At 58.3% G+C, this 16,455-nt stretch carries 13 protein-coding genes; 5 read left to right on the top strand and 8 right to left on the bottom strand.

Annotation, left to right across the window (positions count from 1 at the left end; translation table 11 throughout):
• Positions 1-24 precede the first annotated feature (24 nt).
• Positions 25-1,284: an MFS transporter gene (locus VK725_RS00865; protein ID WP_325316179.1), complete on the top strand. Its 1,260-nt coding sequence runs from the start codon at positions 25-27 to the stop codon at positions 1,282-1,284.
• A gap of 59 nt (positions 1,285-1,343) precedes the next feature.
• Here the strand turns inward: VK725_RS00865 and VK725_RS00860 are convergent, their stop codons facing one another.
• Complete coding sequence (locus tag VK725_RS00860; RefSeq protein WP_325316178.1) at positions 1,344-4,049, bottom strand: pitrilysin family protein; 2,706 nt, start codon at positions 4,047-4,049, stop codon at positions 1,344-1,346.
• A 186-nt stretch (positions 4,050-4,235) separates the two neighbouring features.
• Here VK725_RS00860 and VK725_RS00855 point away from each other — a divergent pair, with 186 nt between their 5' ends.
• The 3 genes from VK725_RS00855 (at position 4,236) to murJ (ending at position 6,554) form a co-directional block, all read left to right on the top strand.
• Positions 4,236-4,559, top strand: a complete 324-nt coding sequence (locus tag VK725_RS00855) for a YbjQ family protein (RefSeq protein WP_126672044.1) — start codon at positions 4,236-4,238, stop codon at positions 4,557-4,559.
• Positions 4,560-4,573: 14 nt separating this feature from the next.
• Positions 4,574-4,882 carry a hypothetical protein gene (locus tag VK725_RS00850; RefSeq protein ID WP_325316177.1) on the top strand — a complete coding sequence of 103 codons (309 nt, stop codon included), beginning with the start codon at positions 4,574-4,576 and terminating at the stop codon, positions 4,880-4,882.
• A 91-nt stretch (positions 4,883-4,973) separates the two neighbouring features.
• A complete protein-coding gene (gene murJ, locus VK725_RS00845; RefSeq protein WP_325316176.1) occupies positions 4,974-6,554 on the top strand; it encodes a murein biosynthesis integral membrane protein MurJ in 1,581 nt (526 codons plus the stop codon).
• A gap of 38 nt (positions 6,555-6,592) precedes the next feature.
• On the opposite strand, the gene poxB is transcribed toward murJ, so the two are convergent.
• From poxB to VK725_RS00815, 6 genes are all read right to left on the bottom strand, one after another.
• Positions 6,593-8,323: a ubiquinone-dependent pyruvate dehydrogenase gene (gene poxB, locus VK725_RS00840; RefSeq protein WP_325316175.1), complete on the bottom strand. Its 1,731-nt coding sequence runs from the start codon at positions 8,321-8,323 to the stop codon at positions 6,593-6,595.
• An 89-nt stretch (positions 8,324-8,412) separates the two neighbouring features.
• Positions 8,413-9,441 (bottom strand): UDP-N-acetylmuramate dehydrogenase, encoded by a 1,029-nt coding sequence (gene murB / locus VK725_RS00835; RefSeq protein ID WP_325316192.1) that lies wholly within the window; start codon positions 9,439-9,441, stop codon positions 8,413-8,415.
• Positions 9,442-9,451: 10 nt separating this feature from the next.
• Positions 9,452-10,489, bottom strand: coding sequence for a quinone-dependent dihydroorotate dehydrogenase (locus VK725_RS00830; protein ID WP_325316174.1), 1,038 nt, complete (start codon positions 10,487-10,489; stop codon positions 9,452-9,454).
• Positions 10,490-10,492: 3 nt separating this feature from the next.
• A complete protein-coding gene (locus VK725_RS00825; RefSeq protein ID WP_325316173.1) occupies positions 10,493-11,260 on the bottom strand; it encodes a class I SAM-dependent methyltransferase in 768 nt (255 codons plus the stop codon).
• A gap of 22 nt (positions 11,261-11,282) precedes the next feature.
• Positions 11,283-11,576 (bottom strand): DUF4190 domain-containing protein, encoded by a 294-nt coding sequence (locus VK725_RS00820; protein ID WP_325316172.1) that lies wholly within the window; start codon positions 11,574-11,576, stop codon positions 11,283-11,285.
• A 137-nt stretch (positions 11,577-11,713) separates the two neighbouring features.
• A complete protein-coding gene (locus tag VK725_RS00815) occupies positions 11,714-13,249 on the bottom strand; it encodes an aldehyde dehydrogenase family protein (RefSeq protein WP_325316171.1) in 1,536 nt (511 codons plus the stop codon).
• Positions 13,250-13,709: 460 nt separating this feature from the next.
• Between VK725_RS00815 and VK725_RS00810 the strand changes: the two genes are divergently transcribed.
• Positions 13,710-14,210, top strand: a complete 501-nt coding sequence (locus tag VK725_RS00810; protein WP_325316170.1) for a hypothetical protein — start codon at positions 13,710-13,712, stop codon at positions 14,208-14,210.
• A gap of 134 nt (positions 14,211-14,344) precedes the next feature.
• On the opposite strand, the gene VK725_RS00805 is transcribed toward VK725_RS00810, so the two are convergent.
• Positions 14,345-16,042, bottom strand: a complete 1,698-nt coding sequence (locus VK725_RS00805; protein ID WP_325316169.1) for an MASE1 domain-containing protein — start codon at positions 16,040-16,042, stop codon at positions 14,345-14,347.
• Between the last annotated feature and the right edge of the window lie 413 nt (positions 16,043-16,455).

The raw sequence follows: 16,455 nt of genomic DNA, 5'->3' as shown, positions 1-16,455 counted from the left end.
CGAGTACCCACACTCCCTGAGTCTATGGAAAACACAGCCGAAACCATTGCGCTGCCGACGCCCGTCCAGGCGGAACCGTTGCCAGCTATCGCCCCCGTGCAGCGCACGGATTACGCAATATTGGGCGCCATCAGTTTTTCGCACTTGCTCAACGACATGATTCAGTCGTTGATCGTGGCGATCTATCCGGTTCTCAAAGGCGGTTTTCATTTGAGCTTCGGACAGATCGGCCTGATCACGCTGACCTATCAAGTGACCGCTTCGCTGCTGCAGCCGCTGGTCGGCGTCGTGACCGACCGCAAACCGATGCCGTACTCGTTGCCGGTGGGTATGGGCTTTACGTTGTGCGGTCTGCTGCTGCTTGCGGTGGCGCCGAATTTCGCCGTGTTGTTGGTGGCGGCGGCATTGGTAGGAACCGGTTCGTCTGTGTTTCATCCGGAGTCTTCGCGCGTGGCACGTTTGGCATCGGGCGGCCAACATGGACTCGCCCAATCGCTCTTTCAGGTGGGCGGCAACACCGGTTCTTCCATCGGGCCGCTGCTGGCCGCGTGGGTCATCGTTCCGCATGGCCGCGGGAGCGTCGCGTGGTTCTCGCTTGCTGCATTGCTTGCGATGGTGGTGTTGATGCAGGTGGGGCGCTGGTATCGCCTGCATCACGTCATCCGCAGCAAGGTCGTGCGCCACACGGCCGGTGAAGCGTTGAGCCGCAACACCGTCGTCATGGCGCTGGTGATTCTTGGCTTGCTGATCTTCTCCAAGTACTTCTATTTGGCGAGCATCAGCAGCTACTACACGTTCTATTTGATCCACACGTTTGGTCTGTCTGTGCAAAGCGCGCAGATGCATCTGTTCATCTTCCTGTTTGCGGTGGCTGCCGGTTCGTTTTTCGGCGGCCCGATCGGCGACAGGGTGGGGCGCAAGTGGGTGATCTGGGTGTCGATCCTCGGCGTGGCTCCTTTCACGCTGGCGTTGCCGCATGCCAATCTTTTCTGGACCAGCGTGCTGAGTGTGGCGATCGGTCTGATCCTGTCGTCGGCGTTCTCGGCAATTCTCGTCTACGCGCAGGAATTGATTCCTGGTCGTGTGGGCATGATCTCTGGCATGTTCTTCGGCTTCGCATTCGGCATGGGCGGCATCGGTGCTGCGGTGCTCGGACGCGTGGCGGATGTGCACGGCATCGACTACGTCTATTCGCTTTGCGCGTATTTGCCGTTGATTGGCGTGCTCGCGGTGTTTTTGCCGAATCTGGAACGCCCGGCACGATTGAAGAAAGCAACAGCCTGATCGGTTCCGGTTTCGGAATGGCGGATAAAAAAAGCCCCGCAATGCGGGGCTTTTTTTATTCAATGCTTGGCCGGTGGCGGCCCTTGTACAACTTGCATCAGATTCTGCGGCTTCAAATATTTCTTGAATGCCGCTTGCACTTGCGCAGGAGTGAGCTGCAGGTAGTACTTGGCGGCCACCATGGGCTGATCGAGCGGTTCATCGTGCCATGCCCATGCCAGCAACGAACGGCCGATGCTGTCGATGCTGGCAACGCTTACGGGAATGGATCGGATTTCATACTGACGTGCATTGGTCAGCTCTGAATCCTTCACCGGCGTGTTCTGCATGTCCAAAAGGTTCTTGCGGATCAGATCGTCAACCGCCGACACTTTTTGCGGGTCGCTGCCGTATTGAATGAAGAAGATCGAGCGAGAGCGATCGAAGCGCATGCCCGAACCGGCGCCGTACGCGTAACCGTGCTTGACGCGAATGTCGGTCATCAGTCGCGATGCAAAACCGTTACCGCCCAACACATCATTGCCAAGCTGCAATGCGTAGCGATCGGGATGGTGCATGTTCAGTTCAAGTGCCTGACCGATCAGCACGGTGTCTTGCGAAGCGTACGGATTATCGACGGCGGTATAGCCCGCAGGATTCACGGGTATAGGCTTGGAAATGACATCGGGTTTTGGCCCCTGCGCTTTCCATTGACCGAAGTAGCGTTCCACCGTCGCCTTGGCTTTTTCAGGCGTGATATCGCCCACCACCACGATGGTAGTGAGATCCGGGCGATAGGTTTTCGCGTAGTAGTCCTTGAGGTTCTGTAGCGTCAATGCCTTCACGGTTTCCGGTGTCGGCAGGCGCAGGTCGGGATCGCCCGCCGGCAACAATCCCTTCCTCAAGGCAATCGACATCTTGTATTGCGGCGTTTGCATCTCGCCGGCCAGCGTGCGTGCCAGCGTATCTTGCTGCACGGCAAAGCCATCCTGCGGTAGGGCGGGGTGCAGCTCGTTGTCTGCCAACAATTGCATGCCGCGATCGAACTGATCGGTGAGTACCGCCACACCAAAATCCGTACCGCCGGTTTCATTGGCGGAAATGTCGTCGAGCGCCTTATGGAAGGCATCGCGATCGAGCGTCGCCGAACCGTAATCGAACAATGAGGACAGCAAACGCGCTGCGCCATCTTGTCCCTGAGGCTCCTGCAACTTCGCGTTGTTGTCGATGTGACCCAGCACAGTAATGGTCTTGCTGATGTTCTCGGACTGCACAATCAGGCGAATGCCGTTGTCGAGCTTCATTTGTACGGGAGCCAGCGTCCAGCGCGGCATCTCGAGTTTGCTCAACTTATCGGCTGCCCACACGGGCAGCGGCGCATCGAGTTTGTCGTCACCGGCGAACGATTCGGAACCACCGAAGCCGGAGCTATCGGGCGGGCGCTGGCCGTTATCGGCGGGCGTCAATACGACGGTGACGCGTTGGTCGGGTTGCAGGTATTGGCGCGCGATGCGATTGACATCATCCACGGTGACGGCGCGGATCTGATCCTCCGCTTCTTCCGGCGAGTTCAGGCCCATCCAGGCAATCGCTTGCGACCATGCACTGGCCAGCGTCACGGCGCTGTTCTTATTGAACTCGGCCTGCGCGATTTCCGATTTCTTCGAGGCTTCCACAAGGTCGGCAGACACGCCGTTCTTCAGCAGACCGTTGATCACACCCTCCAGATCGGCTTGCGCTTTTTTGGCATCGCCACCCTTGGGAAAACCTACTTCGACGACACCGACGCCACCGTAGCTGAAGGGTTGAATCCCTGCATCCGTCGACAGTACTTTGCCATCCACCGCTAGTGCGGACAGCGAGCTGCGCGCGTTGGTAAGCACATCCATCAAGACTTGCGCCGCGGCATTGTCCTTGGTCATCAGACCAGGCATGCGGTACATGAATTGCACCGAGCCCGTGCCTTTGGGCGTGGTGTTTGAAATCGTCTCGGGCTTGATCGCTTGCAGTTTTACCGGGATGGCGGCAGTCGAGGTGCGCTTGGGAATCTTGTCGAACAGCTCATGCACCTTGGCGAGCGTTTGCCGTAGATCCACGTCACCGACGATCACGAGCAATGCGTTGTTGGGTGCGTACCAACTTTTGTAAAAGGATTGAAGGTCGGCAGCGGTGGTCTTATCGAAGGACGGGCGCGTGCCCAGCGCGTCTTCCGCATAGCCGGTGCCGGCATAAAGAACGCGCTGGGCATTCTGGAAGGCGAGATAGCCCGGATCGGAAATGTCGCGCGATACTTCCTGTTCGATCGCGCCGCGTTCGCGCTCCCAGTCTTTCTGCGTCAGCAGCGCGCCTTCCATACGCGTCGATTCGATGTGCAGCAGGATATCGAGATAGTTGGACGGAGCGACGAAGTAATACTGCGTCGCGTCGTTCGTGGTGAAGGCGTTGTTGTCCGCGCCCATCTTGCCGGTCATTTCATTGAGCTGTGCGCCGGTCATGCCGTTGCTGTCGCGGAACATCATGTGTTCCAGCGCATGCGCCGTACCGGGGAATTCATCTGGCGTCTGATAGCCACCGGCGAGATAGGTGATCTGAGTGGTGACCATGGGCGATAGCGTTTCGCGCACGATTACCACGCGCAAGCCGTTATCCAATGTGGCGCGCAGCACTTTGCCATCGGTAGCGGTCGCCGCAGCGGGCGTATCCGCGCTGGCGTAGAAACTGGTCGATACCAGTCCCGCGCCCAGCATAAGGCTCCATGCCAATGTCTTGATCCGGCTCGGCATCATGTTTGTTTTTCCTTGTAAAAACGATCTTGGACGGCCGATGGTGCCATAGCGCCCGTTAACGGCATACGTGCCATGAGATGGCATTGAGGTGGCATGGTGTAAGGGCAAGTCCCACTATCGGTAATGCATGGCGAAGCGTATCTTTCTCACCATCACGGCTTTCGTCGGATATTGGGAGGCAAGGGTATGCTGGTGGTAACGACTGAGAACGTGCCGGGTCATCAGGTGGTACAGGTCAAAGGCCAGGTCTTTGGCGTCGTGGTGCGCAGCCGTGGTATCGGCGGCAACATGGTGGCCGGCTTGCGCTCGCTGGTCGGTGGCGAAATCCACGAGTACACCCAGATGCTGGAAGAAGCACGTCGCCACGCGCTGGACCGCTTGGTATCCAACGCCAAGCTGATGGGCGCCAATGCCGTGGTGATGATGCGTTTCGATTCCGCGGAAATCGGTCAAACCATGAGCGAAATCGTGGCCTACGGCACCGCCGTGGTGCTGGATCCGCCAACTTGATCGGTGGACGCTTCATGCTCCCCCTCGTGATGTACGTGCTGGGCGGTTTGCTGCTGATTGGGGCGGCGATTGCCGCCGTGACCGGCGTGATGATCGCCTTGCTGCCGCAACTGCTGTTCGGCGGCCTGCTGCTTATCGTGGGGTTGGCCATCGAGCGCTGGCGCTACAAGCCGCTGCTGCAAACGGGGCCCGATCCGAGCTGGAAAGACACGGGGGAGCGCTTTGTGGACCCCGGCAGCGGCCAGCTCACCGCCGTGTATTTCGATCCCAAGGGCGGCGAGCGCCATTACATCGTGGTCACCTCGCAGGACACGCTGCACTGAGCCCCGCCGGGGCAACGACGCCTATCCGGAAAAGGGTGGCCGAGGGCTGCCGGATGGTAGGCTTGGCGTTTTTCCAGCGTAGCGGGCGGGTATGACGAAAGAGGTTGGCCGGGGGCATGCCTTCCTGGTGGGGGCGGGCATTCTTTGCAGCCGCCTTTTCGGGCTGGTGCGGCAGCGTGTGTTTTCGCACTATTTCGGTCTTTCCGATGCGGCCGACATTTTCAGTGCTGCGCTGCGCGTTCCCAACTTTCTGCAGAACCTGTTCGGAGAGGGCGTGCTGTCGGCGTCCTTCATTCCGGTGTATGCGCGCCTTCTCGCGCAAAACAAACAGGAAGACGCCGACAAACTGGCTGGCGCCATCGCCGCGGTCCTCGCGCTGATCATCTCAGTGATTGTTGCGTTGGGCGTGCTAGCAACACCCTATCTTTTATGGCTGATCGCGCCCGGCTACATCGGCGAGAAGCGCGAGCTGACGATCCTGATCGTGCGGATTCTCTTTCCGGGCACCGGCATTCTGGTGTGGTCGGCATGGTGTCTGGGCATCCTCAACAGTCACCACAAATTCTTTCTTTCTTACGCTGCGCCTGTGGTCTGGAATCTCTCGATGATTCTGACCATGTTGATCTTTCGCCACCTCGATGCGAACCATCTGATTGTTTATCTCGCATGGGGCACCGTGCTCGGTTGTTTGCTGCAATTCCTCGTACAGCTGGGGCCAGTGTTGAAGCTCGCGCCGGGCATGCGGTTTCGGCTCGACCTTCGCAGCGCACATGTGCAGCAGGTTGGTGGAAGTTTTCTGGGTGTGGCGATCGGTCGTGGCGTGGTGCAGATCAGCGCATTTGTGGATCAGGCCATTTCCACGTTGCTCGGTAGCGGTGCGATTGCGGGCATGACGACAGCGTCGTCCGTGAACCTGTTGCCTGTGAGCCTGTTTGGCATGGCCATTTCAGCATCGGAATTGCCCACGCTTTCCCGCATGGCGGGCGATGAAGTCAATGCGGATGTCGCTGCAAAGCTTTCCGTGCGTTTGAACAACGGACTGGAGCGCATCGCGTTCTTCATCGTGCCATCGGCGATGGCTTTTTTTGCGCTGGGCAACGTCGTGGTGGCGGCGCTTTATCAATCCGGTGCGTTTACCCGCAAGGATTCGTTATACGTTTGGGCGATTCTCGCGGGCTCGGGTGTAGGGCTGCTCGCATCGACGTTCGGTCGTCTCTATGCATCCACGTATTACGCATTGCGTGACACGCGAACACCGTTGCGTTTCGCTCTGGTGAGACTAGCCTTCACCGCGGTGCTCGGATTGGCTAGCGCGCTGCTGTTGCCGCGATGGTTCGGCATTCCCATGCAGTGGGGAGCGGTGGGTTTGACGGCTTCTGCAGGTGTGGCGGGGTGGATCGAGTTTCACTTGTTGCGCAGAAAGATGAACAAGCGGCTGGGGCCTACCGGCGTTTCTGCTGCGATGATGGTGAAGCTGTGGGGTGGCGCGGGGGTCGCTGCGCTGTTGGCGTGCGCCGTTGAATACTACTTGCCTAATCGCGGTCCGATTTTCAGGGCGCTGTTTGTGCTCTCGACTTACGGCGTAGCTTATTTTGCAGCGACTTATCTCCTGCGCATTAAGGTATGTGTGGAGCTGATTGGAAAAATCACGCGGCGCATCGGCATCGGCTGATTCAGGTGGTGTGCGTCAGCTCATGCACACGGTTTTTGTCAACGACGCAGATTGCTGCGCGCCAATTCGATGAGCTCGTCGCCCCGCCCGTTCATTACTGTGCGAAGGGCCCACAGACTGAAACCTTTTACCTGATCCAGCTGGATCTTCGGTGGCATCGACAATTCCTGACGATTGGTGACCACATCGACCAAAGCAGGGCCCTCGTGTGCGAAGGCGTCCGCGACGGCTTTTTCCAGATCGGCCGGATCTTCCACACGTATGCCGTAAATGCCTGCTGCGCGTGCCACGGCTGAGAAATCCGGGTTGTCGAGCGTTACGCCAACGGGCAGAAAACCAGACGCTTTCATTTCCAGCTCGACGAAGCCCAGTGTGCCGTTGTTGAAGACCACAATCTTCACCGGCAACTTGTGTTGCACCAGTGTGAGTAGATCGCCCATGAGCATGGCGAAACCACCGTCGCCAGACAGACTGACAATTTGCCGGTTCGGATAGGCCGTCTGTGCGCCAATCGCTTGCGGCATCGCGTTGGCCATCGAGCCGTGGACGAATGAACCGAGCAGACGACGCTTGCCGTTCATATGCAGATAGCGCGCCGCCCAGATGGTGGGTGTGCCAACGTCGCACGTGAACACGGCATCGTCGCTGGCGAGATCGCTGACGACCTTGGCGACGTATTGCGGATGAATCGGTTTGCTGCCCGCCTTGCCGACGGCAAGGTCGTTCAGGCCTTCGCGAGCCTTCTGATAATTAGAAAGGCTCGTCTTTAGATGGGCGTCGCTGCTCGACGCTTTCAATTTGGGAAGCAACGCGGCAATGGTCGTGCCTACATCGCCGACCAATCCAAGGTCCAGACGGCAACGGCGTCCCAGGTTTTCAGCGCGCAAGTCGATCTGGCAGATTTTTGCGTCGTCCGGGAAGAACTGCCGGTACGGAAAATCCGTGCCGAGCAGCAACAAGGTGTCGCAGTTCATCATGGCTTCGTAGCCGGAACTGAAGCCGATCAGTCCCGTCATGCCGACGTCGTATGGGTTGTCCCATTCGACATGTTCCTTGCCGCCGAGTGCATGCACCACGGGTGCTTTCAATGTTTCGGCAAGCCGAATCACTTCATCATGCGCGCCTGCACAGCCGCGGCCGCAGAACAGCGTTACCTTACGGCCGCTGCCCAGCAATGCAGCGAGTTTGTTCAGCTCTTCATCGGTAGGGGTGATGTTCGGTGCAACGGGACGCAAACTCACACCTGAAACAACAGGGCCGCTGGATTCGGAAAGCGCGACGTCGCCCGGAATGACCAACACCGATACACCGCGCTGCCCAACCGCAGTGCGAATCGCGATCGCCGCCGCGCGATGAATCTGCGAGTTGCTACTGACGAGTTCGCAGTAATGACTGCACTCGCGGAAAAGATTCTGCGGATGCGTTTCCTGAAAATACCCACTGCCAATCTCTGCAGAAGGAATATGCGCCGCAATGGCTAGAACCGGTGTCCGCGACCGTTGCGCGTCGTAGAGGCCGTTGATCAGATGCAGGTTGCCTGGTCCGCACGAGCCGGCGCAGACGGCCAGCTCACCTGTCAATTGCGATTCGGCACACGCGGCAAAGGCCGCCGCTTCCTCATGCCGGTAGTGAATCCACTCGATGTCTTTGCGCTGGCGCAGCGACTCGGTGATGCCGTTGAGGCTGTCGCCCACCAGACCATGTATTCGCTTGACGCCTGCTTGGGCCAGTGTTTCGACGAGGACATCGGCGACGTTGCGAATGCTCATGGCACAGCACCTTTCGTAACCCAGGCAAGGCCTTGATCATCGCAAAGCAGTGCTTTGATTTCCGTGAAGGCGAAAAAGAAGAAAGCGGGTCAGCGTGCGCCAATCACCATGGGTTCCGGCTCCAGCCGCACCCCGAAACGTGCTTGCACGCCTTCGATGACACGTTGCGCAAACGCCCACAATTCCTGGCCTGTGGCTTTGCCATGATTGACCAGCACCAGCGCATGGCGGTTGGAAATACCCGCGTCACCGTCGCGCATGCCTTTGAAACCCGCTGCTTCGATCAGCCATGCGGCCGAGAGTTTCCAGCGCGAGTCACGCCCTGGCCATGCCACCAATTGGTCATGTTCGCGCTTTAGCGCTTCGCCCTGCGCGGCATCGACGATGGGGTTCTTGAAGAAGCTGCCGGCGTTGCCGATCACGGCTGGATCGGGCAGTTTGCGGGTGCGCAGATGCACCACGGCTTCGGCGACGTGGAACGGCGCGGGTTTGTCGACACCCATCCGCTCCAGCTCTTCGCGAATGCCGGCATAGTCCAGCCGCAGTGCGTGGCTGCGCGGTAGTGCGAAGCGTACGGCTGTCACGATGAAACGGTCCGGTTCGTGTTTGAACAGGGAATCGCGATAGGCGAATGCACAAGCGTCGCGACCCAACGTGACAACACGACGCTCGATCAGATCCCATGCTTCGACGCTTTCGATGAACTCCGCCACTTCGGTGCCGTAAGCGCCGATGTTCTGAATAGGTGCGGCACCTACCGTGCCGGGAATGAGAATCAGGTTTTCGAGGCCGGCGAAACCCTGGCCGAGCGTCCAGCGCACGAAGTCATCCCAGCGCTCGCCGGCCGCCACGGCGATACGGGCAACGTCGCCGTCCTGTTCGACATGCACGCCGCGCGTATCCATGGCGATGACGGTGCCATCGATATCGCCGGTGATGAGTACATTGCTGCCTTCGCCCAAAATAAACGGGCGGCTGCCGCGAATGGCCGGAAAATCCAGCAATTCAGGCAGTTTGGTGGCATCGCGCACTTCGGCGAGCAGTTTTGCACGCGCGGCGACACGCAGTGTGTTACGCGTCGCTAGCGGCGCGTTTTCAATCAGGGTGTAGCCACCCATGTCGATACGCTCAACGGCCATCGCGATGTTCCTGGCGGCGGCGGATCTCGTTGACGCATTCGCCAATAAGCGAAGGGCCGTGATAGATCAGCCCGGAATAAATCTGCACCAGCGATGCACCTGCTTCCATTTTTTCCGCAGCGTCGTCGCCTTCGAGGATACCGCCGACACCGACGATGCCTACACGATCGCCTAAGCGCTGCTTCATGCCCCGTACCACTTCTGTGGAGCGCAGGAAAAGCGGCTTGCCCGACAAGCCTCCCGTTTCATGGCCATGCGGATCGTCTGCGACCGCCGAATGATCGATTGTCGTATTGGTGCAAATCACGCCATCGACGTTTGCCGCGATTAGCACTTCAGCGATGCTGTCCAGTTCGGCTTCCGTAAGATCGGGCGCGATCTTCAGCAGCATGGGCTTGCGTGAACCACTCTGCGAGCCAAGGCGCTCCTGCGCTTCGCGAAGTGTTTCGATAAAGCGTCGTAGTGTCGCTTCTTCCTGCAAGTCGCGCAGGCCTTTGGTATTGGGTGAAGAGATGTTGACAGTGATATAACTGGCGTGTTGATAGACGCGCTCGAGGCAGAACAGGTAATCATCCACCGCTTTGTCGTTGGGGGTGTCCTTGTTCTTGCCGATGTTGATGCCTAGCACGCCTTCATACCGGGATTGCTGCACATTGCGCACCAATGCATCCACGCCGTCGTTGTTAAAGCCCATTCGATTGATGATCGCTTCGTGCTCAGGCAAGCGAAAAAGGCGAGGGCGCTCGTTGCCGACTTGCGGACGTGGCGTCACGGTGCCGACTTCGATGAAGCCAAAACCAAGGGAGCCCAACGCGTCCAGATGCGAGGCATTTTTGTCCAGCCCTGCGGCGAGACCGACCGGATTGGGAAAATGCAGCCCGAACGCCGTGGTGGGCAGATCCCCAGGCTCTCTCACAACAAAGCTTCCGAGGTTGCTGCGATGTGCGACGCCCAGACCGTATAGCGTCAATCCATGTGCCGTCTCGGCATCCAGTTTGAAGAGCAGCGGACGAATCCAGTCGTACATGCGTCAAGGCACCTCGCCGACGTAAACGCGTGTGTCGTAATCGAAACTGACGTGCCCGTCGACAGCGCATTTGTCGAACAGTTTGCGCAGTGCGGCGATCATCGGTTCGTGGTTGGGATGTTCCGGTTTCGGTGCATAGGAGGAAGACATCAAACGTCCGCGCAGCGCTTCAAAATCCAGTAACTGGCAATGATCGAATTCGGCCGTTCCGCGCCATCCTTCACCGAACCACTGGCGCATGCTCGGTTCATCGCCATAGCGCTCGGCGACGCTGGTGTAATCGGTGCCGTAGGTCTGCAGCAGCGCTTCGTAACCGACCAGAAAAGGCGTGCTGGTCAATCGGCGTGAGTTCCAGTAGATCGCCGCTAGACCGCCGGGGCGAAGAATGCGATGAAACTCACGTCGCGTAGCTGCCGGATCAAACCAGTGAAAAGCCTGTGCGACGGAGACAATATCCATACTGTCATCGCCGAGCGTCGTCGCATCCGCGCGTCCGTCGAGGGCCTTGAACTTTGGATTGCTGCCTAGCCATTCCAACGCTGCGTTGCGCATCGCGGCGTTGGGTTCCACCGCAACGACCGAATGTCCCGCGTCGAGGAACATTTTGGATGAAATGCCCGTTCCGGCACCGACATCGGCGACACGCCAGTCTGGCGTTACGCCTTGTGCCGAGTGCAGCCACTCCAGCAGCGCCGCAGGGTAATCCGGCCGATAGCGGACGTAGTCCGCAACGCGGTCGCTGAAGCGTTCGGTGGAGCGAAGGTCTTTCATGCGGCGGCTCCGTTGTCGAACCTTAGTGCCAATGCCAGAAACTGAAACCGAGCAGCATCAGCACGATGGCGATGAGCACAATCAGACACATCAGGGCGAGATGAACGTATCCCAGCACCAAACCAGCGATGGCCATGCCGTCGCCTTCCAGCGTTCCAGCCGGTGCGCGGCGAATTTCATTGCGGGCCATGTGTCCACAAACAATGGCGACGACGGCACCCACGAACGGCAGCACAAACCATGTGGAAATACCGAAAACCAGACTGACGATGGCCAGCGACGACGTGGAGCGATAAACGGGAGGCTGATAGCTCATGGCATTTCCTCTCTGCGTCCGAAGTGGCGCTAGTGTAGCGGCACTCGCCGTACCCCGGTGCCGCGGTCATCACGCTCGCAACGCGAGCGGCAGCCCAGTGGTGTCGTGGCGTACGACACCACTGGACGTTCGCGCGATTACAGATCGAACTTGATGCCTTGTGCCAACGGCAGCGAGTTCGAATAGTTGATGGTGTTGGTCTGACGGCGCATGTAGACCTTCCATGCATCCGAGCCGGATTCGCGACCACCGCCCGTTTCTTTCTCGCCACCGAATGCACCACCGATTTCCGCACCGGAGGTACCGATGTTGACGTTGGCGATACCGCAATCGGAACCGGCCGACGACAGGTACTGTTCGGCCGACTTCAGATTCTGCGTAAAGATCGACGACGACAGACCTTGCGGCACGCTGTTCTGCAGTTCGATCGCTTCATCCAGCGTCTTGAAGGGCATGACATAGAGGATCGGCGCGAAGGTTTCCGTTTGCACGACGTCGTCGCTGTTCTTCAAGCCCGTGACGAGGGCCGGCAGTACGAAGTTGCCCTTGCGGTCGGTCAGCGCCGCGCCACCGGTGCGAACCGTGCCACCGCTGGCCTTGGCCTTTTCGATAGCGGCGAGATAAGCGGTCACGGCTTCCTTGCTGTTGAGCGGGCCCATCAGCGTCGTCGCAAGCGTCGGATCACCGATCTTGCCTTCGACCTGCTTGTACGCAGTAATGAGTTTTTCGGTGACATCGTTGATGATGGATTCATGCACAAACAGGCGACGCGTCGTCGTGCAACGCTGACCGGCCGTCCCCACCGCGCCGAACACAATCGCCGGAATCGCCAGTTTCAGATCGGCGCTTTCGTCCACGATGATCGCGTTGTTGCCACCCAGTTCCAGCAAGGAGCGACCCATGCGCTGCGCCACGCGCTCGCCCACATGGCGGCCCACTTTCGTCGAGCCCGTGAAGCTGATCAGCGGAATACGCTTGTCGTCGACGAACTTCTGCGAGAGTTCGACGCCAGCATCGTTGAAGAGGAAGAACAGATCCGGATAACCGGCAGCCTTCAGCGCTTCGTTGCAGATCTTCATTGTCGCAATCGCCGACAGCGGCGTCTTGGGCGAGGGCTTCCAGATGCAGATATCGCCGCAGATCGCAGCAAGCATGGCATTCCACGCCCATACCGCCACGGGGAAGTTGAACGCGCTGATGATGCCCACGATACCGAGCGGCTGATACTGCTCGTACATGCGATGGCCCGGGCGCTCCGAATGCATGGTGTAGCCATAGAGCATGCGGCTTTGACCGACCGCGAAATCGGCGATGTCGATCATCTCCTGCACTTCGCCGTCGCCCTCGGGCTTGATCTTGCCCATTTCCAGCGCCACCAGCGAACCGAGCGCATCTTTGTGCTTGCGCAGGGCTTCGCCGCACAGGCGAACGGCCTCGCCACGCTGCGGGGCAGGGGTGATGCGCCACACTTTGAAGGCGTCCTGGGCACGGGTCACGATGGTCTCGTAATCGGCGGCGCTGGAGGCGTGCACGGTGCCGATGACCTCGCCGGTGGCTGGATTCAGCGGTTGCAGCGTGCCGGCGCTGGTGGTTTTGGACCACTCGCCCTTGCCGAGATAGGTACCCGACTGCTCGCCGGTAAGGCCAAGCGCCTTGAGGATATCGTGGGACATGCGTGCTCCTGAGCCGTAGCACCCGAGGGTGCCCTAAATGGGGAAACGCCCATTGTATCAGGGGGTGCCAGGGTGGTGCTCCCGCCGGGGCCGAGGGTTGGTTCGGGGCCGTCGGGCGACCGCCCGCTCATGGGGCGACGAAGCTCGGTTCAGACGATCCGCGCGTCGTCTGCTTCTGCATTCGCAGTTCACTAATAGGGCAACTCCGAGTGCTTCAACCTTTAAGTACGACATGCGTTTCCTAAGCATCGTTCAACACATCGCTTTGACAACAGGTTCGTCAATATTTTGTGACGAACAATCTGCGCAACGAGAGGAATTGCGACACTTGGATCGTTCTAGTAATTCGTTGCTTAAATGCACACTGATCAAAGTGCGAAGCTAGACATGGTTTTCAGCATTTTGCTGATAGATTTAGCAGAGGCAATCGTGCCAAGAGTCATCATCGAGAGGGGGCAGTATGGTTCGTATACCGCGTTCATTGGCGTTAGTCGGTGGCTTCTGCATCTGCACCCTCTTATCCGCTGTACCTGCGCTCGCTCAACAGAACGCGGACGCAGTCACGGGACTAGGTCAGTCGTGGCCAAACGCTGCGGACGTAAGCACAAGTCCGCACTATCACGTTTACGTGTTCTACAAAGACGGTATTCGCTACTTCCAGGTCAATGATCTCAACGGCAACGTTCGTGCAGCCGTTGCGGTTGCCAATGGCGTGGTACTTACGCTGCCGATCGGATTGGATGCAGGTGACGCAACGCATTCGGCGTCGCCTCAAACCAGCAACGCATCCGAGACGGTTTATAACGACAAGGGCGTGACGTTGACTGCCACGCCAAAGCAGAATGGCCACGTTACCGTCAATACGGTCACTGTATTGGACAACGCATGCGAGCCGCCGGATTGTGCAGTTATTGGCGTATCGGGGCAGGTAGGAGCGCCTGCGGCGTCCACCACCCATTGACCTGCACAACCCTGGCAGCGCGTCGCTAGTTACTTTGCTGACGCACTACGCCCTGTGAGTATGACGCGAGAAAAGCAAGCAAATAGCCACCCTTGATCGGGTGGCTATTTGCTTGAGCTAATGAATTCTTTGGACTAACGAAGATACATCGCTAGCGGAACCGAGTCGCTCTGCTGTTCGATCTTAGCCTTATTAATATCGTGCAGGAGCGCGGTTATTCTCAGTGAGTCCGAAGCTGCTCTAACGTGCATGCAGCCATCAAACAGATGCGCATAGGATCGCATCGAGTCTAATCCCAGTCCTTGTGTGCCCAATTTGGTTGCGAGCTGACTGGAGCTTGTGTTTCTAAAGACAGGGTCGTTGATATCGCTAGGCATTTGTTTGCCCTCAAGTCGAATCACGACCCAGCGTTGCCCATGCGAAAACCCGCCGCGTAGCGTCAGATAGACGTGCGAGCAGGCAAAGTTTTCGCAAACGTATACGGCAGCCTCGCACGCAAACCTATAAATGGCCGAATGCACGCCCGGCGAAAGCTTGCTTAGGCCTCTCCCCTCAAGCGAGCAGTGATACACAAATCCTTGTTCGTCCAAGGTCCGGCCGATGGATTCGCGGAGCGCGGACGGCAACCCCTTCTCACGCCACGAAAGAGGGTGCAGGGAATCGGCTAACTGGTAGATTTGCGCGTTCGTGGCGCTCGCCTGGCGGAAGAAATTCTGACTTTCCGTCAGCGAAATCATGTGCCGGAAACGCTTCAAGATTCCGTTATGAGTGACCTGCAAAGTGCCTGCGATCTGCTCTAGGTTGTAAGCGGTCTGCCGCATTCTCACTTCGCACAAATACAGCCCTTGCTGCGCCAGCCTCAGTGCTTCCTTCGCTTCCAGGCGCTCCCGTTCTTGGAACAGGTTTTCGCTACTCGTGCGCGCGCCAAGTACCAGTAACGACACAGTGGTAAAACAAATAAATGCCTGGGTTTGGACCAGCGCCGGGTTCGGGACGTGCGCCATGTTTATGAACAGTGCGGACATGACGATGGCCGTACCGAAGCTTGCTGCCCTCCAGCCGTGTCTAAGCGTGAGCCAGCCGACAGGTACGAACATGAAGATCCGAATAACGTCTTTTGATTCCTGCTGGCCGTGGCGGGACAGCAAGAACAATGCCAGCAATGTCGGCAGAACCACGACAAGGGCGTCGACAGCAAGCCGGCTGGTGAATACACGCTTGATTTGGCTTGTCAAAGGAACAGACGTGTCGCGCAGTTTGAAGCACAGTGCAAGCGGCACAAAGGTAAGAATGCCTACCAACTTGCCCAGCGCGGTGTACAGCACATAGGTTGGGGTAGAGCCCATTTGTGAATAGGGAAGGGGGAGCGTCTGTACGGTAACCATGCTACCGGCGGTCCAGATCAACGTCGCAGTGACCAGACACCAGAGCAGGGCTTTTACCTTGACCATGCGATGCGAAGGGAAAAGCCCTTGCTTGGTCCGAAACCACCACACAGCTGGCGCCGCCAGCAGGAACGGAGATGTGGAATCGACAGTTACAAAGAGTGGACCGAACTGACCCAGGCAGGGTAGGTCGTAATAGAGCAGGCCTGCAGTATCTGCAATCACCAGGGCAGGCCACTGACGATAGGGGAGCAAAAGCAACGCGCTAAGGCGCAGGCCGGCAGTGACGATCCAGATGCTGTGAGAAAGTGGCCGCACAAGAAGGTAAAGGGCCAGGTAAATCAGCCCAGTCGCAATATCTTGCACAAGCCAATTTTTTGTCCAGCCCGGTCTTGGCCCCATTCTCGTTCCCCCACAGAACGCCCATTGGGTATCGATGAAATTCACTCTCGGTAAACGCCACTTGCAAAACCTGGTGCGCTCGCCCACCTACCTGGCACACCTACGGGCTGACGCGCCCCGCTTTATTGGGGTGCATCATACGAGTCTGGCGCCCACAAAAGGTGAAGGCGGTCTACACAACCAGCATCACAGTAGATAAAGACGTCCATGCAGGGGCGCGCATGATGCCTGCGTCACGGCGAAGTGCATAAAAGCGGTATAGAAGGCCGAACTGTTTGCACAACGCAGGTGAGCATCCTTAGGTTGCCGAGCGACTCGAAGCTGCATGGTCAAGCTGATCGTGTAGCGATATCGGGTCCACGTTTGTTGAGCGGTATATCGATATTTGAAGTCATCCGATTGCTTTTCGAATGTCTTGGAGGGAGATCGCATCAACGTCATCGCAACGTGTGCGACTC

The sequence above is a fragment of the Dyella sp. genome, assembly GCF_035486915.1.
In the GTDB taxonomy this organism is placed as follows: Bacteria; Pseudomonadota; Gammaproteobacteria; order Xanthomonadales; family Rhodanobacteraceae; genus Dyella_B.
This window is presented reverse-complemented; position numbering and strand designations above follow the sequence as displayed.